We start from the raw sequence: 20,662 nt of genomic DNA on the forward strand, positions 1-20,662 counted from the left end.
CCCGATGCCGCCATCCACACGACCTGCCGCGCAAGCCGAGCCGACCCGGCGCGGGCTGCTTCGCGGCGCGCTGGGACTGGGAGCACTTGGCTTCGCCGCGCTCACCGGGTGCGCGACGCCTCCCGAAGCCCCGCCCGGTCCCCAGGCGAGCCCGATGCCTGCCGCCCCGCCGCCGCCGAATCCCGCGGCCAGCCCGTCCGCCACGCCGCCGCCGGCTGCCGCGGCGGTCATGACGCGCGCCGAGGCGGTCGCGAAGTACCGAGGCCGGAAGCCGGGCCAGTTCGGCCTGGACGTCCCGGGGATCCAGCTCGGGCTGCCCCGCGGGTGCAGGGCCGCGGCGCTGTCCTTCGACGCGTGCGGGGGACCGGGAGGAACATCGTTCGACCGGGCTCTGATCAAGGCCCTGCGCGACGCCGACGCCCCGGCCACGCTCTTCGTCAACCAGCGCTGGGCTCGGTCCAACCGGAGCCTGCTCGCGGACCTCTCCGCTGATCCGTTGTTCGAGATCGCCAACCACGGAACCAGCCATGCCCCGTTGGGCGTGGCCGGCCAGGAGGCCTACGGGATCCCCGGGACCGCATCGGTGGGCCAGGCCTATGACGAGGTCATGGGCAACCAGCGCTATCTGGCGGGGGAATTCGGCCTCGACGCGCGCTTCTTCCGCTCCGGCACCGCCCACATGGACCAGATCGGCGCCGAGTTGTGCCACGACCTGGGGCTGGTGCCGATGAACTTCACTGTCAACGTGGACGCCGGGGCCACCTTCGCCTCCTCTGTCGTCGCCGCACAGGTCGGCGGCCTGCGCGCCGGGGACGTGGGAATCGGCCATTTCAACCGCCCGGATTCCGGCACCGCCGCCGGAGTTCGCAAGGGGCTGGAGACGCTGCAGGACGCTGGAGTCGAGCTTGTGCGGCTGTCCCAAGCTTGGTGATCGGCCTCCGACCGCGTGGTTCAGGACCGTAAATGTAGCGAACCTCACAAAGCGGCGCCGTCGATGTTGGGGCGATCTGCTTTGCCTCGGCTCAGCGCAGAGCGTAGACTTGAACAGCGCACCGTGGCCATGCCATGTCCGCAAATTGTTTTACCCGTTCGAAATTCCGGGACTTCCGGGGTTTCGACTGATCAAATCTATCCACATCGGAGTCCCTACTACATGACCATCACCTCGAACGAGAACAACAGCGCACCAGTTGTCGCCATCAACGACATTGGATCTGCTGAGGACTTCTTGGCCGCAGTCGACGCCACCATCAAGTACTTCAACGATGGTGACCTCGTCGAAGGCACCGTCGTCAAGGTTGACCACGACGAAGTTCTGCTCGACATCGGTTACAAGACCGAAGGTGTCATTCCTTCCCGCGAGCTTTCCATTAAGCACGACGTTGACCCGGGTGACGTTGTCACCGTTGGCGATAACGTCGAGGCCTTGGTTCTGACCAAGGAAGACAAGGAAGGCCGCCTGATCCTGTCCAAGAAGCGTGCGCAGTACGAGCGCGCTTGGGGCGACATCGAAAAGATCAAGGAAGAGGACGGCGTCGTTACCGGTACCGTCATCGAGGTTGTCAAGGGTGGCCTCATCCTGGACATCGGCCTGCGCGGCTTCCTGCCTGCGTCGCTGGTCGAGATGCGTCGCGTTCGCGACCTGGCTCCATACATCGGCCAGGAAATCGAAGCCAAGATCATCGAGCTGGACAAGAACCGCAACAACGTTGTGCTGTCCCGCCGTGCATGGCTCGAGCAGACCCAGTCCGAGGTCCGCTCGACCTTCCTCAACAAGCTGGAAAAGGGCCAGGTTCGTCCGGGCGTTGTTTCCTCCATCGTCAACTTCGGTGCATTCGTGGACCTGGGCGGCGTAGACGGCCTGGTGCACGTTTCCGAGCTGTCCTGGAAGCACATCGACCACCCATCCGAGGTTGTCGAGGTTGGCCAGGAAGTCACCGTCGAGGTTCTGGAAGTCGATCTGGACCGCGAGCGCGTCTCCCTGTCGCTGAAGGCTACCCAGGAAGATCCATGGCAGACCTTCGCCCGCACCCACGCACTGGGTCAGGTTGTACCGGGCAAGGTCACCAAGCTGGTTCCATTCGGTGCGTTCGTTCGCGTCGAAGACGGCATCGAAGGCCTGGTTCACATCTCCGAGCTGGCAGTACGCCACGTTGAGCTGGCCGAGCAGGTTGTCTCCGTGGGCGACGAGCTGTTCGTCAAGGTCATCGACATCGACCTGGAGCGTCGCCGCATCTCGCTGTCGCTCAAGCAGGCCAACGAAGGCGTGGACCCAGAGGGCACCGAGTTCGACCCAGCACTCTACGGCATGGCTGCAGAGTACGACGAGGCCGGCAACTACAAGTACCCAGAGGGCTTCGACCCAGAGTCGAACGAATGGCTCGAAGGCTTCGAGACCCAGCGCGCTGCATGGGAAGCACAGTACGCTGCTGCCCAGGAGCGTTGGGAAGCTCACAAGAAGCAGGTTGTTGCCGCAATCACCGCCGACGCAGAAGCAGAGCCTGCTGCTGCCGGCGAGGCTGCCCCGGCATCGTACTCGTCGGAGGCTCCAGCCACCGATGCAGGCACCCTGGCTTCCGACGAAGCACTGGCTGCTCTGCGCGAGAAGCTGACCGGCAACTAATTTCGCTTCTCCCGCTGCCGCGGGATGAACGAGAGCGTTTGTCGAGCGCCGCAAGGCCCAACCCACCTCGGGTTGGGCCTTGCGCCTTTTAACCGGCGGCCTTTCTCCGGCGCGCGGGTGCCGCGTCATCATTAGTGCTGATCCGGGGGATAACAGATCGCTCCCGCGGTGGACTCACTCCAATAGATCAGTTCGGTAGTCTAAACCCAGAAGACGTTTCCGGCTTCGGCATCAGCCGATTCGCTGGTCCCGAGGAGTACTGGAGTGCAGATGGAGAATCAGTCCGCGCCCGCGTCGCCGGCGCAGAAGGAAATCCCCTTCCGTTCGCTGCACGAGGATCAATGGGCGCAGGTGCCACGCGGCATCCCGGACCTCTGGCTGAGCGTGGGGGCCTGGGTCCCGCTGGGAACACTGCTGTTCTACCTCATCCGCTTCGCGCCGCAGCCCCTGGTCTTCGGCAGCTGGGCCCCGGTCCTGCTGACCTACTCATTTTTCATCGGCGTGATCGTGCTGCTTGGCGGCGCCGGCCGGCATGCTGCGTGGATCGGACTGGCGGCCGCCATCTGGTTCGATGCGCTGCTGGAACCGACGGGAACCGAGCAGCAGGTGCTGCAGGCGGCCATGGGCTACTTCGGGCTGCTGGCGATCGCCGGCCTGATCGGCCAGCTGAGATTTGCGGCGCTGCTCAATAGCTGGCGTCGGCAGGCGCAGGAGAGAGTGAAGGTACCAGTGGAAGCGCTCCAGCCGCTGCGCTACACCCAGCTACTTCCATCATGGATGTGGGGCCTGACTAGTGCCATAGTGGCGTGGCCGCTGCTCAAGGCGGGCTGGCAATTCTTCACCGGCGCCGACATGGACTTCGCCGCGATCGACGCAGAACTCTACTACGAGCTGGGCGTCGGGCTCGGGGTGACGGCCCTGGTCCAGCTGGTCGGGCTCTTCAAGTGGCTCGAATCCCGCAGCGTTCCGCTGATGGCGCTGGAGATCCCTGTGGCGCCCGCCGTCGGACCGCTGGGCTTCATCGGCCTGGGCAATGCGCTGCCGGCGGCACAGCTGCAGCCCGTTCAGTGCAGCTGCGCGGCAGCGGAAGCCAACAGCAAAGCCGAGGATTTCAAATACCCCGGCTGGATCCTGGCCTCCGAGCAGTGCGCGGTCCACGGTATCCGCGCCGTCAACCAGCTCGCTCCAGAGCAGTTCCTGAAAATCGCCCGGGAACCATGGGCGTACGGCGCGAACGCCGCGGCGCTGCAATCCGCGGCCACCGGTCGCATGGTGATCGCCGGCCTCTACGGCTGGGGCGCCAAGCCGGTGCGGCTGGGAGTTCGCGGCTTCTTCAGCGGGGGACTCCAGACCGGGGCGCAGCTGCTTCCCGCCACGGCACGCGAACCGCTGCGCCGTGCCGATCGCAGCATCAGGTGGGTGGATCCCCAGGGCAACGCCCTGCTCCCGGAAGCGGCCGATGCCGGATCGGACCGGGTCATCGACCGGCTGAATCTGGCGTCCGTGGGCCTGCGCGGGCATGCGGTACGCGTGGCGGGGCAACGGGTGCGTTTCGAGGACTCCGTGGCCCGGGTGCCGGCTGCACGGGATGCCGCAAGGTCCTAGCGGTCAGATCCCGCGCGGATTTACCATGCTTGCATGAACGAACCGCATTCGATCGCAGTGATCGTCGCCCACCCGGACGACGACGCCTATGCGTGCGCAGGATCGATCGCCCTGCACGAAGCTGATCCAGGATTCAGGTTCATCCTGGTGATCGCGACCGACGGGGGCGCGGGGATGATCGCCGACGGCATCCCGGCCACGGCGGCCACCCTGGGCGCCTGGCGGCGCGGCGAGAGCGTGCGCGCTTGGCAGGCCCACGGCCGGGTGCCGGACCGCCACGAATGGCTGGACTATGCCGATGGCCGGCTGCACCTGGTTGATGCCGGGGAACTGGAGCAGCGGGTGCGCCGGATCCTGCTGGAGGAAAGGCCGCAGGTCGTAGCGACTTTCGGCCCCGACGGCATCACCGGGCACCGCGACCACATCGCTATCGGGCGCGCGGTCGACGCGGCGTTCCACCAGGCCAGGGCGGTGCCCGGGCCGGGGCTGCGCCGGCTGGTCCACGGGGCGCTGCGGGAATCGACCTTCCACCGCTGGAACGCTTCGCGGATGCGCCGCGGGCTGCCGCGTTTCAATCCGGTGGTCGAATACCACCTGCGGCCGGTGCCGGATGAGAAGATCGACATCGAGGTGGATACCACGCAGGTGGCCGAGCGGATCCTCGCCGGGCTGCGTGAACACCGCAGCCAGCGCCCGGTGCTGACCTATCCCGGCGGGGACGCCGGCTGGCAGCGGATCGTGGGGCGGGAACCCGCGGTGCTCGCCTGGCCGCCGCGCCCGGACGGCGCACCGCTGCTGACCGACCTGTTCGAAGGACTGTGAGACCGGCGGTGCGCCGGCTCCGGCACCGCGGTTAAGCGGCGCGGTGCTGGTTGACGGTGTTGCGCACCGGACGCTGCGCGGGATCCATGAAACGCGGCATGATGACCTTGGGCACCCCGCCGTCGGCAATGACCTTGATCAGTCCCGCGTGCACGTCGTGGTGGTGCTTCTCGCACAGCATGGCGCCCCAGTACACGGAGGTCACGCCTCCTTCGGACCAGAGCCAGATGTGGTGGATGTTGCAGGACTCGGGGTCCCGGGTGCAGCCGGGCACGATGCAGCCGCCATCGCGCACCGTGATCGCCAGGCGCATCGGTGCGGTGTGGAAGCGGACGGCCCGGCCCATGTCCAGGACCTGGCTCTTGCCGCCGAGCACCAGCGGGATGATTTTTGCCTCGGCCAGGGTCCGGCGCAGCTGCGCGGCGGACAGCTCGTGCCCGTGCAGGGTGATCCCGTGGGTTGCGGCGCGTTCTTCCAGTTCGGCCAGCGTCAGGGTGACGACGACCTGCGGCGCCACGGTGGCCACACCGGATGCCGCGTCGGCGGCCTGCGCCTCGGGCGGCGGGAGTTGCCCCTCGGCACCGGCCAGCTTGCGCAGCCGTTGCGAATTGATGCGCAGGAACCCGAGCAGGGCATTGAGCCGGCGCAGCGCCACGGACGGCTCGGGGGCCGGGTCGGGCTCGGTGTGGGCTGCGGCTTCCTCGTCGGTGACGAAATCAGGGTGGTCGGGGATGGGGGAGGCGGATTCCTGGCGCCCGAAGCTGCCGAAGACGACGTTCGCCTGCCCTTCGCGCGCGCATTGGCCGGCTTGGGTGCGCGGATTGTCCGCCTGCGCGACGATCGAGTCGAACAGCTCGGCTCCCAGCGGGTCCAGCAGCAGCTCGATGCGGGTCAGCCCGCGGCGGGTGCCGCGGCGGAACAGGCCCGCCAGCGCGGCCGGGTCTTCCTCTTCGGTCTGGGTGCGGGCCTGCTTGAAGATCTTGTTCACCCGCCGCTGGCGCGTGGTCGATTGCGGCTCGTCCAGCGCGTCGTCAACCAGCTGCTCCAGCAGCGCCCCGGAGGGGTCCTGGGCGCTGCAGGCCGCGGGGGCGGCGAATTCGGGGACAGGTTCCTCGAACTTTTCCAGCCGTCGCGCGGCGGAGAGCACCTCGCGCGGATGCTGGCCGGGATCCGCGAACCGTGCGGCCAATCGGGTGAATTGCGGCGGGTACTGCTGGTGCTGGTAGTCGAACTGCGCGATGACGTGGTGGGCATCGGCCAGCCGGCGCCGCGCCTCGAAGAAGTCCAGGTCCAGCCAGGCGGCGGTGAGCTCCTCCGGGGAGTTGAAGCTGGGGCGGCCTTGGCACAGCTGCGGCGGCAGCGCCAGATCGGGGTCGGTCTCACGCAGGGCGTCGAGCTCCAGCACCGACAGGCCGTGGGCGGCGCTCGCTTCGATCAGGTGGGCGGCGTGGACCTGGGCGCGCACTGACTCGTCGGCGGTTTCTTCCGCGGAGGCGGCCAGGGCCAGCGCGAAGCGCGGATCGGCAAAGGAGGACTGCCCGCCCGCGGTGCGCAGCCGCCGCAGGAGCGTGGGGATGAGCGCGGCGACGGCCAGCGCGTCGCCGGCGTCCAGGCCCGGCTGGTCCATCCTGCTGGACAGGTCCTCGAGGACCTGCGTCAGTGGTGTGCTCATGGGTCCAGCATGCCCGCGTGCCGCCGGAGGTGGTGCAGCGCCGGCGAAAATGTGGATAACTTTTTCGGGATCAGCCCCGTCGGCGCGTCGAGGCGGTGACGGTGAAGGTCTTGTCGCGGGCCAGCTGGCGGGTGGGGCCGATGCGCCGGGCCAGTTCGCTGCGGTAGCGCAGATGCGAGTTGAACACGCAGACCAGCTCGCCGCCGTCGGCCAGCACGCGGGCGGCGTCGTCGATCAGCTTGTACGCGATGTCCGCGGTGACGGTGTTGCCGATGTGGAACGGCGGGTTCAGCGTGATCAGCGTGGCGCTGGCCTCGGGCAGGCGGGACAGGGCGTCGTCCTGCACCGCGTCGATCCGGTCCTCGACGTGGTTGGCCCGGGCGGCTGCCAGCGTGGAGGCGACGGCGGAGGCGGAATGGTCGCAGGCGGCGATGCGCAGCTGCGGGTGGGTGAGCGCAGCGTAGATGCCGATCGAGCCGTTGCCGCAGGCCAGGTCCACCAGGGTGCGGTGGCCGGAGAGATCGGGCAGGTGCTCCAGCAGCAGCCGGGTGCCCGGATCCAGCCGGGCGGCGCCGAAGGTCGCGGCCCCCGCGGCGAGCGTGAAGGAGGTGCCGTTGACCCGGTGGGAGGCGCGCTGCGGATAGCGGCTGGCGGGCCGGTTTTCCAGCACCCCGGAGGCGGTGAGCACGCGCGATTTCTGCCGGGCCAGGGAGACGTCGAGCTGGGCGAAGCGTTCGGCGAGCACCTGGTTCATCGAGCGGTTCATGTGCTTGATGCGTCCGCCGGCGAACACCTGCACCGCGGGGTCGGCCGCGGCGGCGATCGCGTCGGCCTGCTCCGCCAGCACATCCAGCCCGCGCGGCAGGTTCATCAGCACGTGGCCCGCGCCCCGGGCGGCTTCGGCCAGCGCGGCGAACTCGACCCGGCCCGACCAGTGCGGGGCCAGGGCGGCCAGGTTGTTCTCGATGGCGCGGCGGGAGGTCAGCGCATCGGTGAACACGCGCACCCGCCCGGCTCCGCGCGCCAGCGCGCCGAGGGCCAGGGCGCCGTAGTGGTCGCCGATCACGGCGACGGATTCGGGCCAGGGTGCGCCGTATTCGGCCAGGGCGCCGGCGCAGGTGTCCAGCACCAGCCGGTCGGCGGCGTCGACGGCGAACAGGTTCTGCGCCTGCACGTCGGGCCAGCGGCTCAGCTGCGCCAGCAGTGCCTCGGCTGGATCGGCGGCGGCGTTTTCGGCGCCGGCTCCTGCGCCGGCCGGTTCGCTCATGGTGCTCATGGAAGGTCCACCCATTTGGTGTCGTAGGGAAGCAGCCGGCCCTCACCGGAAGTCAGGGCGGCGGTGAAGGCGGCCAGCTGCTCCGCGTCCTGCGCGGTGTCGTCGATCCCGATGTGCAGCACCGCGTTGTCCGCTTCCCAGGCGCTGGGTTCGAGCTGGTAGCCGGCGGCGCGCAGCTCGTTCTCCCAGCGGGCGGCCAGCGCGTGCGGGGCGGGGAGCGTGAAGATGCGCAGGCGCTGGCGCACGTGCAGGGTCGAATGCTCCAGGGCCTGGGAGACGGAATCCGAGTAGGCGCGGACCAGGCCGCCGGCGCCGAGCTTGATGCCGCCGAAGTAGCGCACGCACACGGCCAGCACGTCGGACAGGTCGGTGCCGCGTCCGGTGTCGCGCTTGGCCAGGGCTTCGAGCATCGGGATGCCGGCGGTGCCCGAGGGCTCGCCGTCGTCGTTCGAGCGTTGGACCATCCTGTCCGGGCCAAGGATGAAGGCGCTGCAGTGGTGGCGGGCGTCGAAGTGCGTCTTGCGCAGCGCGGCGATGTGGTCGCGGGCTGCCGCCTCGGAGTCGACCCTGAAGAGGTAGGTGATGAAGCGGGAACGCTTGATCTCGACCTCGTGGACGCTGTCGCGGCTCAGGGTGGTGTAGGCCGACGCCCGGGAATCGGTGGAGTTCATTGCCACCAGTTTATCGCGACGCGCGTGAAGGCATCCGGAGGGGCGGCCGCCGCAATAGTCCGCACTGCACGATTTAACCCGATGTTTGCACCTCGCTACGGTCTTTCAGGTTGATTTATCCATGGTCCGGGCATTGACTCCGGTGCCGGGGGAGTGGGAAAATTCTCCTCATGGGGCATCTACTGGGGCTGGTTGTGCTTTGCTGGGAGAGTTGCCGATGGCTGCATCATATGAAATTGAACTGCTTGACCGCTGGCGTCTGATCGCCGACGGCCAACCGGTCAAATTGCGTTTGCGCGAGCAGCGGGTGCTGACCCTGTTGGCGGTCCAGGGGCCGGTCTCGCGGCGCCGGATGGCCGGGATGCTCTGGCCGGAGACCACCGAGATGCGCGCGGCCGACAGCCTGCGCGTGAGCCTGTGCCACATCCACCACCAGTGCCCCGGGGTGATCCGCTGCGACGACGGCTGGGTGGAAATCGCCCCTGCGGTGTCCGTGGATCTGCACACCCTGCGCCATCGGCTGCAGCGCTCGCTGCTGGCCGCCGACGCCGAAAGCCTGCAGGAGGACAGCTTCCTGAACACCCGCGCGCTGCTGCCGGACTGGGACGAGCCCTGGCTGTTCGAGGAGCAGGAGGCGCTGCGCCAGCTGCAGCTGCGCGCGTTGGAGGCCGCATCGGCGCAGCTGCTGAATTCGGGGCTGCAGCATCGGGCTTGGCAGCTGGCCCAGAGCGCGTTGCGGATCGACCCGATGCGCGAATCGGCCGCGAGCCTCAGTGCCCGCGCCGAATCAGGGCAGGGCAACAACGCCTCGGCCACCGCGGGGCTGCTGCAGTTCATCGGGCGGCTAAAGACCGAGCTCGGGGTGGAGCCGAGTCCCGAGCTGCTGCACACGCTCACCCAGCTGCGCGGAGCCTAGCTGTACCGCACCCAGCCACCCGGCCCGGGTGCGGCTGCGCGGCATGTTGCGGTGCGCCGGAAACCTGCTCCGGCCCGGGGCCATACTAGGCTGTTACCCATGATGCATGTGGGCCTGACCGGTGGGGTGGCATCCGGTAAATCAGTAGTGGCGGCGAAATTGGCGCAGCTCGGGGCGGTGCTGATCGACGCCGACGCGCTGGCGCGGGTGGTCGTCGAACCGGGCACCCCCGGGCTGGCGGCGATCCGCGAAACCTTCGGCGAACGGATGCTGCAGGAGGACGGGACGCTGGACCGCGCCGCGCTGGGCGCCCTGGTGTTCTCCGACGAGGCAGCCCGCGAAAAGCTCAACGCGATCGTGCACCCGCTGATCCGCGAGGAATCCGCGCGCCTGCGCCAAGCCGCGCCCTCCGGTGCGCTGGTGGTCGAGGACGTGCCGCTGCTGGCCGAATCCGGGCAGGCCCCGGCCTACGACGTGGTCATCGTCGTGCAGGCGCCCCGCGAGGAGCGCATCCGCCGGATGGTGGAGGACCGCGGCTGGACCCGGCAGGACGCCGAGGCGCGCATGGCCGCGCAGGCCACCGACGAGCAGCGCGCAGAAATCGCCGACTACCTGCTCGTCAACGACGGCAGCCGCGAGCAGCTGCTGGCCCGGGTCGAAGAGCTCTACCGCCAGGAGCTGGGCCGCTGATGCTGAAAACCGCCAAGTGGACGATGCTTGCCTGCTTTGCCGCCGCGCTGGTGCTGTGGCTGGGCTTCGGCGGGCGCAGCGAATTCGTCGCCTCCGACGGGCCCTACCCGCCGGTGGTGCACATCAGCGGCTGGCTGGCCCTGGCAGGGCTGGCGGCCGCGACCTGGCTGACCGTCGGCGTGTTCGGCGGGATGATCCGCCGCACCGTGGCGCGCAACTCGATCCGCTTTGGCATGAAGCGCGGGCGCTAGCGGAACCGGGCGCAGCACTGCGCGGCCGACCGCTGGGATCGGCCGCGCACCACGCGAGGCTGCGCCTCGGCAGGGCGGCGCCGGGTCAGGAGCCGCCTGGATCGGGCAATTCATCCAGCGCTATGGGTTCGGGCGCCGCGTCCGGTCCTCCGGCGGCCATCTGGCCCATGGCCATCGGCTCGGGAGCCGCCCCCGTTGTTCCCGCTCCGGCAGCGCCTGCCAGCTGCTCCAGCGCCATCGGCGACGGAGCCGAGGAGTCCGCGGCGTCCTGGGACCCCGCTTCGCCGGTACCCGCAACGCTGATCTTGATCTTGTAGTCCTTGCTCATGTGCGACTGCACCCCTTTCTCTGTCCGTCGGGCTAGAGGTAGACCTGCGTGATGTTCTTCGCCGCGTCCAGGACGACATAGACCTGCTTGCCGGTGGCCTTGGCCACGGAGAGCAGCAGATGGACGTTGGTCACGCCGTCGGCTGCTCCGGTCAGCACCTTGTGCCAGGCGTTGTCCGAGGCCAAATGGGCCCAGGCGTTCTGCGAATGGTTGGAGGTGAAGATCTGGTTGATGGTGGTCCACATGGTTCTTCCTTCTTTCGTGTCGCTCGTGGACGGATTCACAGGTAGCACTGCGAGATGGTCGAGGCGTCGGCGACGACGGTGACCAGCAGGCCCTTGGCCCGGGCCAGCGCGAGCAGGGCCAGCATGTTGGTAATGCCGTCCGGGGCGCCGGTGGTGATCTTGCGCCAGCCCAGGGTTCCCACATGCGCCCACGCGTTCTGCGCATTGACGGTGGCGAAGACCTGGTTGACCGCGATGTTGTAGTGGGTGGCCGGGCCGGTGTTCCTGGTGGCCACCGTCATCGAATGGGCGACGGCGGAGACGGACTCGATGTCCAGTCCCGAGCCGCTGCCGTCCCACCAGTTGCTGTTCGGCGCCGAGGAAGGGCCGAAGCTGGAGCCCGAACCCCCGTAGAGGTCGGTGGCATCGCCGTAGTTCACCCGCCGTTCCAGGTCGAAGCGGTTGTCCGCCTGCTCCAGGGACAGCTCGTAGTGCTTGGCCGGGGTCATCTCCTGGTTGCTGTTGTTGCCGGTGGTGTCCACGTGCCAGATCGCGACGCCGGAATCAGGCAGCGAGGCGTCCCGTCCGGCCTGCTCGCGGTTTTCCACGATGAAGTATTCCGTGGCGCTGCGCGGATGCAGCAGGAACTCGTTGCGTCCGGCCGCGATGGTGTAGCTCTGCCCGGATGCCATGGTGGTGGCCGCCGAGGACCAGCCCGCCGCATGCTTCAGGTAGGCGTCGACCTGGGTCGGATTCTTGTCGTTGCCGCCGTAGCACATCAGCGAATAGTGCCCGACGCCCAGGCCGACCCCGACGCTGTCGTAGTCGTACAGGTCCGGGAAGTCGCACACCATGTGACCGTTCTCGTGGCAGAACGTGCGCAGCGTGAGCTGGTTGCCCAAATCCGTGATCTGGTAGTCGGAGAAGCGGCGCGTCGCGCTGAGCACGTACGGGGTGGCCAGCGCCCAGCTGTGCGGCCACAGCCCTTCGCTCCACGCGTTCGAGCGGACCCCGGCGTAGAAGACGCTCAGCGCCTTGATGTAGCCGCCGGCATCTGCGGTCAGCGACGAGAAGTCGAAGCCCGACGCCACCAGGGAGTTCAGCGCCTCGCGGATCAGTTCCTGGGCCCGGGTGCCGTAGCTGATGGCCGGATCCGTGTAGTAGGTGCGCGGATGGGCCGCCCGGTAGTAGGCGGCCACGAGGTTCTTGTAGCTCAACTTGCCGTCCGAGACGTCGCGGAAGTAGTCGAACGCCGATCCGTTGTTGCCGAAGCCGGTGTAGCCCGCCTTGTTGCAGAAGTCGTCGACCTCCTGCCGGCTGATCGTGGCCGGGAAGTCGCTGAAATCAATGAGCAGCACCAGCCCCCGGAAATTTCCGGTGGTCGGATTCGACGGCGGCGCGGCCTCCGGGGATGCCGACTGGGCCTTGGCCTGGGCCTGGGCTTCCATGCGGCGTTGCATCCAGCGCGGCACCGGCCCCAGGGATTCGCGCACATCGCGGGCCTGCATGGCGCTGGATTCGCGGGTGACCCGCAGGTGCTGCGGCAGGGCCAGGGTTTGCGGATCGGCGGTGTCGACGCGCTCGCCGGTGGGCTGCAGCGATTCTCCGTTCTCGGCGAGCTGCGCGTATTCGTAGTAGCCGTCCTCGCCCTTGACGACGGTGTAGCCGTCCAGGGTTTCGAAGACCGCATGGAACTGGTTTCCCCAGCCCTTGAGTGTCAACTCGGAGCCGTCGGGGTTCTGAAAGGTGAATAATTCGCCTTGGAATGGGACTGGCATTCGGGTGCCTTCCTCCCTTGGGTGGCGTGATGTGGGATTGATTCCGCGTCGTCCGCCGCGTAGCGGCGGCAGGCGGGATTCGCCAAGGCACATCGGGAGGCAGCATCGAAAAGCCAGCGCCCGGTATGCGCAACGTTGTCCGGGGGAGCGGCCGGCAAGAACTGCGCCGGTTCGCCCCGTGGCGCGCCGCCGCCGGAAATTCCGGCGGCGGACGTGCTGTCACTACTATGCCGTTGGGTGATTACCGCTGTGTTACCGCGGCATTACCGCGACGGCAGTCCGCTGGCTACGGCGATCGTTTCAAGCTTGAAAAAGGCGGCGAGCCGCAACGGGACGCCCAGCGCGGACCATTCGATCAGGGAGCCGGCGCGCTGGGGGAGCTGCGGTTTCAGGAAAGCGAGGTGGAGAGCCCCGGCGGTAACGGCCAAGACTCCTTTCACGCAAATACGAGGAAACTTGACGCTGCCAAGCAACACCTACCCGCCCAGGGCGGCGCCCGGGAAACCGGCAGTCCCCGGGACGGCCCGGCGCGTTGTTCGGCCCGGCAACCGATGGGAGAATTCCTAGGGGACGCTGGTAGTCAAGAGAAAAGACATGCCATGATGAAACTGAATTTGCTGGGTGGACAAAAGCTCACGACGCGGGGCGTCGACCGTGTTTCCGGCGGGCCCATAGTCGCGCAGCCGTTGGACCTCCGGCTCCTGCGCCCCGGTAGCCGCGTGCCGCGACCAGTAGCGGCCGGGAGTTTTTGGCCTGAAACGGTCGAGGACCCAGCGCTGAACAGTTTCCGCACCGAACACGCCGCATTGTGCGAGGACGTTGTCGCCGCCTGGCGGACGCTGGCCGAACCACTTGCCACAACCAACCTGGCGGGAATTTCCGGGCCGAGCACCAAGCGCGCCTCGCCTGGCTCGATCGTTGAACGTGATGCCCGGGCCAAACAACACAGCAAACGAAAGTCGTCAATGAACGTCTCTCAGGCCGCCGAATCAATCATGCCCAACACCCCGAAGTCCGGCGCCGGTGAACACCTCGTCTCGATCCAACGGGGTCCCGATTGCGCCGCTGTGCCGCAGCGACAAGGGGGAAGTACCCGGCAGCGCTACCCCTGGCCGTGTTTGATCCCCGTTGAGGTGATTGACGAGGTGCAGGGGACCCGGCGCGCCGGGATCCAGGTGCTCGAATCATCCTTGGCCGCCGAGGCAACCAAGGCGATCACCGACAACAAGCCATTGGCCAAGTTCACCGTCGGCACAGTCGGCCGCATCATTGAATTCGATGGACTCACCGATGGAATTCTTGGTGGTGCCACCGAGCCTGTACCCGTGGAGCGCGCAGACCACGCGGCGGATGCGGCACGGGCTGGAGCATGCCGCGTTGGTGACCGGGCATGAGCACGCACGACGCTGCGCATGAACCTGGGTGTGAAGCTGAGTCCTTTCTGCTGCTCCCGCATACGGTGACCAACCTCGCGGAATTCACGGCATCCCCCCGCAGGTACCTGGTCTCCGTCGAGGAGGAACCCGACCGGGCAACGCAGCTCTGGTTCAAGCGGGCGGCGCAAAACCCCTACGGCGGCGACGGGATTGTGCAAATACGTTATTTCGGCGAACAACTGATTCCGCCCGGATTGTGGGACGACACGCTGGCGATCTGGTTTGCGCTGCTTGACGCGATTGAAGGATTCCTGTCGGCGGGCGCCGGTCACGGCTCATTCAGCGCTGAGATCATTCTCTCGGGGAACCGGCATGCCGCGGGTTTTTCGATTGGCGGGGTATCGAATCGCATCGAGCCGTTGGCGTTCATCCCCGCCGTGCTTGGTGGGGCAAAGCGCTACTTCGACTGGCTTGAAAACAGGGTCGGCCGCACCCATCCCGGGATCCCCGAGCGTATCGAGGTGATGACCCGATTGCTGGATTCTTTCAGCCAACCGCGAGCAGTTCCCCAAGAGTCGGGACCTAGGGCGTAGCCTAGATGCATGAGTCTTGCACAGCCCATCAAACGAGTTGTCGCCCCCTTCGAGGTCATCAGCGAATACGAGCCGGCCGGCGACCAGCCGCAGGCCATCGCGGAGCTGACGCAGCGGATCCAGGCCGGTGAGAAGGACATCGTGCTGCTCGGCGCGACCGGCACCGGCAAGTCCGCGACGACCGCCTGGCTGGTCGAGCAGGTGCAGCGCCCCACACTGGTGCTGGTGCAGAACAAGACCCTGGCCGCCCAGCTGGCCAACGAGTTCCGCGAGCTGATGCCGAACAACGCGGTCGAGTACTTCGTGTCCTACTACGACTACTACCAGCCCGAGGCCTACGTGCCGCAGACCGATACCTTCATCGAGAAGGACTCCTCGATCAACGAGGAGGTCGAGCGGCTGCGCCACTCGGCCACCAACTCGCTGCTCACCCGCCGCGACACGATCGTGGTCGCCACGGTGTCCTGCATCTACGGCCTGGGCACCCCGGAGGAATATGTCGCCGGGATGGTGACCGTGCGCCAGGGCGAGGAACTGAACCGCGACGCGATGCTGCGCCAGTTCGTCGCCATGCAGTACACCCGCAACGACATGGACTTCCACCGCGGCACCTTCCGGGTGCGCGGAGACACCGTGGAGATCATCCCGATGTATGAGGAGCAGGCGGTGCGCATCGAGTTCTTCGGCGACGAGGTGGAGGCGATCTACACGCTGCACCCGGTCACCGGCGAGGTGATCCGCGAGGAAACCGAGATGTACATCTTCCCGGCCAGCCACTATGTGGCCGGCGCCGAGCGGATGCACAAGGCGATCAAGACCATCGAGGACGAGCTGGCGGCGCGGCTGAAGGAGCTGGAGAGCCAGAACAAGCTCGTCGAGGCCCAGCGGCTGCGCATGCGCACGACCTACGACCTGGAAATGATGGAGCAGATGGGCTTCTGCAACGGCATCGAGAACTACTCGCGGCACATCGACGGCCGCGAGGCCGGCTCCGCCCCGCACTGCCTGCTGGACTACTTCCCGGACGACTTCCTGCTGGTCATCGACGAGTCCCACGTCACCGTGCCGCAGATCGGTGCCATGTACGAGGGCGACATGTCACGCAAGCGCACCTTGGTGGAGCACGGCTTCCGCCTGCCCAGCGCCATGGACAACCGCCCGCTGAAGTGGGACGAGTTCCTGGAGCGCATCGGCCAGACGGTGTACCTGTCCGCGACCCCGGGCAAGTACGAGCTGGGCAAGTCCGACGGCTTCGTGGAGCAGATCATCCGCCCGACCGGCCTGATCGACCCGGAGATCATCATCAAGCCCACCAAGGGGCAGATCGACGACCTGCTGGACGAGATCCGCACCCGCGTGGACCGCGACGAACGCGTGCTGGTCACCACCCTGACCAAGCGCATGGCCGAAGACCTCACCGACTACCTCACCGAGCACCAGGTGCGGGTGCAGTACCTGCACTCTGACGTGGACACCATCCGCCGCGTCGAGCTGCTGCGCGAATTGCGCATGGGATCCTTCGACGTGCTGGTGGGCATCAACCTGCTGCGCGAGGGCCTGGACCTGCCCGAGGTGTCGCTGGTGACGATCCTGGATGCCGACAAGCAGGGCTTCCTGCGTTCGGCGACCTCGCTGATCCAGACCATCGGCCGCGCAGCCCGCAACGTGTCGGGCCAGGTCATCATGTACGCGGACAAGATCACCGACGCGATGGGCCAGGCGATCGAGGAGACCAACCGCCGCCGAGAGATCCAGCGGGCGCACAACGAGAAGCACGGCATCGACCCGACGCCGCTGCGCAAGAAGATCGCCGACATCACCGACCAGCTGGCCCGCGAGGATGCGGACACCCAGGAGCTGCTGAACAACAACCGCCTGGCCAAGGGCGGCAAGCGCACCTCCGCATCGTCGACCGTGCGCAAGGACGGGCTGGCCGCTGCGCCGGCCGAGGACCTGCTGGGCCAGATCGAGGAGATGACCGGGCAGATGCATGCCGCCGCCGCGGAGCTGCAGTTCGAGCTGGCCGCGAGGCTGCGCGATGAAGTGTCCGAGCTGAAGAAGGAATTGCGCCAGATGAAGGCCGCCGGGCACGCCTGACCGGCACGGCGTACGCGGAAATGCCACCCCGTCCCCGCGGCAATCCCCGCCGGGACGGGGTTTCACGCGCCCGGCCATCGGACCGGGTGCAGGATGCTCCGCCTGGGGCTGTGATTTTGCTGTGGGCTACAATGGTTGATTGGACGTAGGGGAGTATCCCAAATGCTGTGAACGTCAGCACGCGAATCAAAGGGGATTCGCCGGGCGCAGCAGCCGAATTTCGCACCGCCATCATGCGGTGGGGCCGGCGGAGAGACTTGCGATTATCAGCCATACCCTGCAATGAAAGGTCGCTCTTCCGTGGGCATTTCCGGGTTAACACTTCAATTTGAAATCATCGCACTGATCGTGCTGTGCGCGGTGCTCGTCGCCGATCTACTTTATGTGACCAAGCGCCCCCACATTCCTTCCATGAAGGAAGCGGGCATTTTCGTCGGCATCTACGTCGCCCTCGCCCTGGTCTTCGGCGGCGTGCTCTGGTGGCAGGCCGGCCCGCAGCTCGGCCAGGAATTCTACGCCGGCTGGGTCACCGAATACGCGTTGTCCATTGACAACCTGTTTGTGTTCATCATCATCATGGCCCGCTTCTCGGTACCGCGAAAGTACCAGCAGGAAGTGCTGATGTTCGGCATCATCATCGCGCTGATCCTGCGCGCGATCTTCATCGTGGCCGGCGCGGCCATCATCGAGCAGTGGTCGTGGGTCTTCTACATCTTCGGCGCCTTCCTGCTGTGGACCGCATGGAACCAGCTCAAGGACGAGGGCGACGAGGACGAGGAAAGCGGCCTGGTCAAGAAGCTGACCAGCAAGTTGCCGATCTCCGAGAACTTCGACGGCAACAAGATGCGCACCGTGGTCGACGGCAAGAAGCTGTTCACCCCGATGGTGCTGGTGTTCATCACCATCGGCATGACCGACCTGCTGTTCGCCTTCGACTCGATTCCCGCGATCTTCGGCCTGACCCAGTCAGCGTTCATCGTGTTCACCGCCAACATCTTCGCCCTGATGGGCTTGCGCCAGCTGTACTTCCTGCTCGGCGGCTTGATGAACCGACTGGTCTTCCTGAAGCACGCACTGAGCTTCATCCTGGCCTTCATCGGCGTCAAGCTGGTCTTCCACGCGCTGTATGAGAACCAGGTGCCTTTCATCAACGGCGGCGAGCCCCTGCACCAGTTCGCTTGGCTGGATATTCCGGTGGGCATCTCCCTGCTGGTGATCCTCGGTGCCATTGTCGTGGCCACCGTGCTCTCGCTGTGGACCCCGATGGGCCGCCGCGCCGCCGAGAAGGCCGAGGAAGCCGAGGCCATCGCCGCGGCGGCCAAGGCCGCGGCCGAGGCCAACGGCAGCAAGTAGCCTCATCACGTGAACTGCCCGCCGCCGGCGGCCTGCCAAGGGCCGTGGCGGCGGGCTTTTCGCTGTCCGAAATCCACCATTAACGCATTCTGCTAGGGTACACATCATGAGCACCACACCCTCCTCCGCCACCGAAACCGCCTCGTGGATCGCGGTGTCCTCCGGGACGCTCTCCCGCCTGCTGGGGCATGCCGCAGGGCAGGGGCGATCGGTCACCGCCTGGAGAGTGCTTTCCGGCTTGGACCGCGACGGGGCGCAACGCGTGGGGGACCTTGCGCTCCAGCAGCGTGTCGCGCAGCCGACGATGACCGGACTGGTCATCCGGCTGGAGCAGGACCACATGGTGTCCCGCCGGCCCGACCCCAACGACGGGCGTGCGAGCCTGGTCGAACTGACCGCGCAGGGCAGGGAAGAGGTCGAAGCCTACCGGCTGCGCGCCTACACGGCGCTCGCCGGAGGCATCCAGGCGCTGCCCGATGCCGACCAGCAGGTCCTGGCTACGGCCGCGCCGCTGCTGGCGAAGCTGTGCGAGGAACTGGCCGCCCAGCTGGATCGCTGAGCGGCCCCGGCGCGCCGGCCAGGCCTAGGACCCGGAATCGCCCTTCGCGGCGGCTTCCGGGTCTTCGCCGTTGGTCATGGCCAGCAGCCGGCGGAAGATCGCCGGACCCTCGTCGCCCAGCCCATCGTGGTGGAAGTCCTCGGTCACCCAGGCCTGCAGGTTCGCCACCTGCGAAGCGGTGCGCAGCGACAGCTCGCGATCAACGTAGACGTCGTCGTGGTAGACCGCCGCGGCCACCGGCACGGTATTGGAGGCCAGCGCTTCGACGTCGTAGAGCGGCCCGAAGTGCTCGTGCTCGGCCAGGATCCGGGCCACGTCCTCCAGCGGGCGCAGCGCCGGGTCCTCGGCGAAGTGCCAGCGGAAGATCATCTCCCCGGTTAGCAGCGGGGTCTTGGCGTGCGCGGTGAACTGCGGGAATTCCGGCAGCACGGCCTCGGCCGCGAAGTTCGTGGCCGCGTCCTGGGCGTAGATGCTCTCGTGCATCAGCGCATACAAGGGGTTCGCGGCGAAGGAGGACTGCGTGTACAGCGCATCCAGGAAGGTGTCGGACAGCCGCTGGCCGCCGGGGGTGTCGATGAACGCTTCCTCGAACACGTGGTGCAGCAGGTGCACCCGGCTGTTGCCGCCCAGGTACATGCCCAGCATCTGCACCAGCGGGACGGTGACGCGCTGGCCATTGGGCAGCACTTCGTCGCCGCCGTGGCGCACATGCTCGTAGATCCTGCCCAGGACCTCGAAATCCTGCGGGTACCAGGAGAAATACTCGGCATTGCGCTCTGCCATGCGCTGGTAGGTCGCCCGGTAGACCTCGCGCGGTTCGGCGTCCAGCGAAGCCAGCCCGCCGGTGACCAGGCAACGGTCGAGGGACTGCGGAAACAGCGACAGGTAGGTCAACGTGCAGAACCCGCCGTAGCTCTGTCCCAGGGTGCTCCACTTCTCGATGCCCAGCTGCTCGCGCAGCGCCTCGGCATCGCGCACGATCGAGTCCGCGCGGAAATGCTCAAGGTAGCGGGCCTGGGCGGCGAAGTCGCCGCGCAAGGCCAGGGACTGGCGGTTGGCCGGGGTGGACAGCCCGGTGCCGCGCTGGTCCAGCAGCAGCACGCGGAAGTGCTTGACCGCCTCGGCCAGCCACCCGGAGAGGGACCCGGGCCGCGGGGATTTTCCGCCCGGCCCGCCCTGCAGGAACAGCAGCCACGGCAGCGAGGAATCGGTGCTGATCTCGCGGGCGAACACGCTGATCTTCTCGCCGGCCGGGCGCGTATGGTCCAGCGGGACCTCGACGCGGTGCTCGGTGACGTCCATGCCGCGGTAGTGGCTCATCGTGCTGCTCCTTCGGTGCCCAGGGCGGTTAATTCGGCGCCGTCCAGCCGGCGGGTGGTCCAGCCGTCCATGGAGGAGGCGCCGATGGAATCGTAGAACTTGATGGCCGGCTCGTTCCAGTCCAGCACCGCCCATTCAAGGCGCTTGTAGCCGCGTTGCACGCAAATCTGCGCAAGGGTGCGCAGCAGCGCGGTGCCGGTGCCCGAACCGCGCCGGGCGGAGCGCACATACAGGTCCTCCAGGTGGATGCCGTGGCGGCCCTCCCAGGTGGAATAGGTCAGGTACCAGACGGCCACGCCGATCACGGTGCCGGCGTCGTCCTCGGCCACATGGGCGAAGACCTTGGGGTCCGCGCCGAACAGGTGGTCTTCCAGGTCCTGCACGGTGTTGCGGACCGCGTCCGGCTCCTTCTCGTAAACTGCGAGTTCGTGGATCAGTTCCAGAATCTGCGGGCAGTCGGCAGGGGTTGCTTCGCGCACATTGCTCATGTGCTCAAGCTTACCGCCGT

20 protein-coding genes are annotated in these 20,662 nt (G+C 67.3%); 12 read left to right on the forward strand and 8 right to left on the reverse strand.

Annotated elements, in window-relative coordinates:
• Nucleotides 1-4 precede the first annotated feature (4 nt).
• The 4 genes from IEY43_RS01430 (at nt 5) to IEY43_RS01445 (ending at nt 5,050) form a co-directional block, all read left to right on the forward strand.
• Complete coding sequence (locus IEY43_RS01430) at nt 5-931, forward strand: polysaccharide deacetylase family protein (RefSeq protein ID WP_229777214.1); 927 nt, start codon at nt 5-7, stop codon at nt 929-931.
• Nucleotides 932-1,153: 222 nt separating this feature from the next.
• Nucleotides 1,154-2,623, forward strand: a complete 1,470-nt coding sequence (gene rpsA, locus IEY43_RS01435; RefSeq protein WP_188946791.1) for a 30S ribosomal protein S1 — start codon at nt 1,154-1,156, stop codon at nt 2,621-2,623.
• 270 nt (nt 2,624-2,893) lie between these two features.
• Complete coding sequence (locus tag IEY43_RS01440) at nt 2,894-4,228, forward strand: hypothetical protein (protein WP_188946792.1); 1,335 nt, start codon at nt 2,894-2,896, stop codon at nt 4,226-4,228.
• Nucleotides 4,229-4,261: 33 nt separating this feature from the next.
• Nucleotides 4,262-5,050 (forward strand): PIG-L deacetylase family protein, encoded by a 789-nt coding sequence (locus IEY43_RS01445; protein WP_188946793.1) that lies wholly within the window; start codon nt 4,262-4,264, stop codon nt 5,048-5,050.
• Nucleotides 5,051-5,081: 31 nt separating this feature from the next.
• On the opposite strand, the gene IEY43_RS01450 is transcribed toward IEY43_RS01445, so the two are convergent.
• The 3 genes from IEY43_RS01450 to IEY43_RS01460 all read right to left on the reverse strand — a co-directional run bounded on the left by IEY43_RS01450 (nt 5,082) and on the right by IEY43_RS01460 (nt 8,669).
• Nucleotides 5,082-6,722: an HNH endonuclease signature motif containing protein gene (locus IEY43_RS01450; protein ID WP_188946794.1), complete on the reverse strand. Its 1,641-nt coding sequence runs from the start codon at nt 6,720-6,722 to the stop codon at nt 5,082-5,084.
• A 70-nt stretch (nt 6,723-6,792) separates the two neighbouring features.
• Nucleotides 6,793-7,998, reverse strand: a complete 1,206-nt coding sequence (locus tag IEY43_RS01455) for a class I SAM-dependent methyltransferase (protein ID WP_229777215.1) — start codon at nt 7,996-7,998, stop codon at nt 6,793-6,795.
• Nucleotides 7,995-8,669, reverse strand: coding sequence for an IMPACT family protein (locus IEY43_RS01460; protein WP_188946795.1), 675 nt, complete (start codon nt 8,667-8,669; stop codon nt 7,995-7,997). Before IEY43_RS01460 ends, IEY43_RS01455 begins: the two co-directional genes overlap by 4 nt.
• Nucleotides 8,670-8,886: 217 nt before the next feature.
• Between IEY43_RS01460 and IEY43_RS01465 the strand changes: the two genes are divergently transcribed.
• The 3 genes from IEY43_RS01465 to IEY43_RS01475 all read left to right on the forward strand — a co-directional run bounded on the left by IEY43_RS01465 (nt 8,887) and on the right by IEY43_RS01475 (nt 10,526).
• A complete protein-coding gene (locus IEY43_RS01465) occupies nt 8,887-9,585 on the forward strand; it encodes an AfsR/SARP family transcriptional regulator (protein ID WP_188946796.1) in 699 nt (232 codons plus the stop codon).
• A 99-nt stretch (nt 9,586-9,684) separates the two neighbouring features.
• A complete protein-coding gene (gene coaE, locus IEY43_RS01470) occupies nt 9,685-10,275 on the forward strand; it encodes a dephospho-CoA kinase (protein WP_188946797.1) in 591 nt (196 codons plus the stop codon).
• Nucleotides 10,275-10,526 (forward strand): hypothetical protein, encoded by a 252-nt coding sequence (locus IEY43_RS01475; RefSeq protein ID WP_188946798.1) that lies wholly within the window; start codon nt 10,275-10,277, stop codon nt 10,524-10,526. Before coaE ends, IEY43_RS01475 begins: the two co-directional genes overlap by 1 nt.
• Nucleotides 10,527-10,611: 85 nt before the next feature.
• On the opposite strand, the gene IEY43_RS01480 is transcribed toward IEY43_RS01475, so the two are convergent.
• From IEY43_RS01480 to IEY43_RS01490, 3 genes are read right to left on the reverse strand one after another with little or no spacing between them, the layout of a single operon-like run.
• Nucleotides 10,612-10,854: a hypothetical protein gene (locus tag IEY43_RS01480; RefSeq protein WP_188946799.1), complete on the reverse strand. Its 243-nt coding sequence runs from the start codon at nt 10,852-10,854 to the stop codon at nt 10,612-10,614.
• Between the two features lie 32 nt (nt 10,855-10,886).
• The gene (locus tag IEY43_RS01485; protein WP_188946800.1) at nt 10,887-11,099 is read right to left on the reverse strand and encodes a hypothetical protein; all 213 of its coding nucleotides are present in this window, start codon (nt 11,097-11,099) and stop codon (nt 10,887-10,889) included.
• A gap of 35 nt (nt 11,100-11,134) precedes the next feature.
• Nucleotides 11,135-12,856: a M6 family metalloprotease domain-containing protein gene (locus IEY43_RS01490; protein ID WP_188946801.1), complete on the reverse strand. Its 1,722-nt coding sequence runs from the start codon at nt 12,854-12,856 to the stop codon at nt 11,135-11,137.
• A gap of 233 nt (nt 12,857-13,089) precedes the next feature.
• Between IEY43_RS01490 and IEY43_RS01495 the strand changes: the two genes are divergently transcribed.
• From IEY43_RS01495 to IEY43_RS01515, 5 genes are all read left to right on the forward strand, one after another.
• A complete protein-coding gene (locus IEY43_RS01495) occupies nt 13,090-14,250 on the forward strand; it encodes a hypothetical protein (protein WP_188946802.1) in 1,161 nt (386 codons plus the stop codon).
• Complete coding sequence (locus IEY43_RS01500; RefSeq protein WP_188946803.1) at nt 14,247-14,825, forward strand: hypothetical protein; 579 nt, start codon at nt 14,247-14,249, stop codon at nt 14,823-14,825. Before IEY43_RS01495 ends, IEY43_RS01500 begins: the two co-directional genes overlap by 4 nt.
• Nucleotides 14,826-14,834: 9 nt before the next feature.
• Complete coding sequence (gene uvrB, locus IEY43_RS01505; RefSeq protein WP_188946804.1) at nt 14,835-16,922, forward strand: excinuclease ABC subunit UvrB; 2,088 nt, start codon at nt 14,835-14,837, stop codon at nt 16,920-16,922.
• 282 nt (nt 16,923-17,204) lie between these two features.
• Entirely contained in the window at nt 17,205-18,275 is a 1,071-nt protein-coding gene (locus tag IEY43_RS01510) for a TerC/Alx family metal homeostasis membrane protein (protein ID WP_188946805.1), read from the forward strand.
• Between the two features lie 106 nt (nt 18,276-18,381).
• Nucleotides 18,382-18,834, forward strand: coding sequence for a MarR family winged helix-turn-helix transcriptional regulator (locus tag IEY43_RS01515; RefSeq protein WP_188946806.1), 453 nt, complete (start codon nt 18,382-18,384; stop codon nt 18,832-18,834).
• Between the two features lie 24 nt (nt 18,835-18,858).
• Here IEY43_RS01515 and IEY43_RS01520 read toward each other — a convergent pair whose 3' ends face one another.
• On the reverse strand, nt 18,859-20,154 hold the full coding sequence (locus IEY43_RS01520) for an alpha/beta fold hydrolase (protein WP_188946807.1): 1,296 nt from the start codon (nt 20,152-20,154) through the stop codon (nt 18,859-18,861).
• Nucleotides 20,151-20,642, reverse strand: a complete 492-nt coding sequence (locus IEY43_RS01525) for a GNAT family N-acetyltransferase (RefSeq protein WP_188946808.1) — start codon at nt 20,640-20,642, stop codon at nt 20,151-20,153. Before IEY43_RS01525 ends, IEY43_RS01520 begins: the two co-directional genes overlap by 4 nt.
• Between the last annotated feature and the right edge of the window lie 20 nt (nt 20,643-20,662).

It is taken from the genome of Glutamicibacter protophormiae (assembly GCF_014647495.1).
GTDB classification, from domain to species: Bacteria; Actinomycetota; Actinomycetes; order Actinomycetales; family Micrococcaceae; genus Glutamicibacter; species Glutamicibacter protophormiae.

Bases quoted from the DNA above. Each gene is read 5' to 3' on its own strand.
- IEY43_RS01430 (WP_229777214.1), top strand. From the start codon at position 5: ATGCCGCCATCCACACGACCTGCCGCGCAAGCCGAGCCGACCCGGCGC.
- rpsA (WP_188946791.1), top strand. From the start codon at position 1,154: ATGACCATCACCTCGAACGAGAACAACAGCGCACCAGTTGTCGCCATC.
- IEY43_RS01440 (WP_188946792.1), top strand. From the start codon at position 2,894: ATGGAGAATCAGTCCGCGCCCGCGTCGCCGGCGCAGAAGGAAATCCCC.
- IEY43_RS01445 (WP_188946793.1), top strand. From the start codon at position 4,262: ATGAACGAACCGCATTCGATCGCAGTGATCGTCGCCCACCCGGACGAC.
- IEY43_RS01450 (WP_188946794.1), bottom strand. From the start codon at position 6,722: ATGAGCACACCACTGACGCAGGTCCTCGAGGACCTGTCCAGCAGGATG.
- IEY43_RS01455 (WP_229777215.1), bottom strand. From the start codon at position 7,998: ATGAGCACCATGAGCGAACCGGCCGGCGCAGGAGCCGGCGCCGAAAAC.
- IEY43_RS01460 (WP_188946795.1), bottom strand. From the start codon at position 8,669: ATGAACTCCACCGATTCCCGGGCGTCGGCCTACACCACCCTGAGCCGC.
- IEY43_RS01465 (WP_188946796.1), top strand. From the start codon at position 8,887: ATGGCTGCATCATATGAAATTGAACTGCTTGACCGCTGGCGTCTGATC.
- coaE (WP_188946797.1), top strand. From the start codon at position 9,685: ATGATGCATGTGGGCCTGACCGGTGGGGTGGCATCCGGTAAATCAGTA.
- IEY43_RS01475 (WP_188946798.1), top strand. From the start codon at position 10,275: ATGCTGAAAACCGCCAAGTGGACGATGCTTGCCTGCTTTGCCGCCGCG.
- IEY43_RS01480 (WP_188946799.1), bottom strand. From the start codon at position 10,854: ATGAGCAAGGACTACAAGATCAAGATCAGCGTTGCGGGTACCGGCGAA.
- IEY43_RS01485 (WP_188946800.1), bottom strand. From the start codon at position 11,099: ATGTGGACCACCATCAACCAGATCTTCACCTCCAACCATTCGCAGAAC.
- IEY43_RS01490 (WP_188946801.1), bottom strand. From the start codon at position 12,856: ATGCCAGTCCCATTCCAAGGCGAATTATTCACCTTTCAGAACCCCGAC.
- IEY43_RS01500 (WP_188946803.1), top strand. From the start codon at position 14,247: ATGAGCACGCACGACGCTGCGCATGAACCTGGGTGTGAAGCTGAGTCC.
- uvrB (WP_188946804.1), top strand. From the start codon at position 14,835: ATGAGTCTTGCACAGCCCATCAAACGAGTTGTCGCCCCCTTCGAGGTC.
- IEY43_RS01510 (WP_188946805.1), top strand. From the start codon at position 17,205: ATGAAAGGTCGCTCTTCCGTGGGCATTTCCGGGTTAACACTTCAATTT.
- IEY43_RS01515 (WP_188946806.1), top strand. From the start codon at position 18,382: ATGAGCACCACACCCTCCTCCGCCACCGAAACCGCCTCGTGGATCGCG.
- IEY43_RS01520 (WP_188946807.1), bottom strand. From the start codon at position 20,154: ATGAGCCACTACCGCGGCATGGACGTCACCGAGCACCGCGTCGAGGTC.
- IEY43_RS01525 (WP_188946808.1), bottom strand. From the start codon at position 20,642: ATGAGCAATGTGCGCGAAGCAACCCCTGCCGACTGCCCGCAGATTCTG.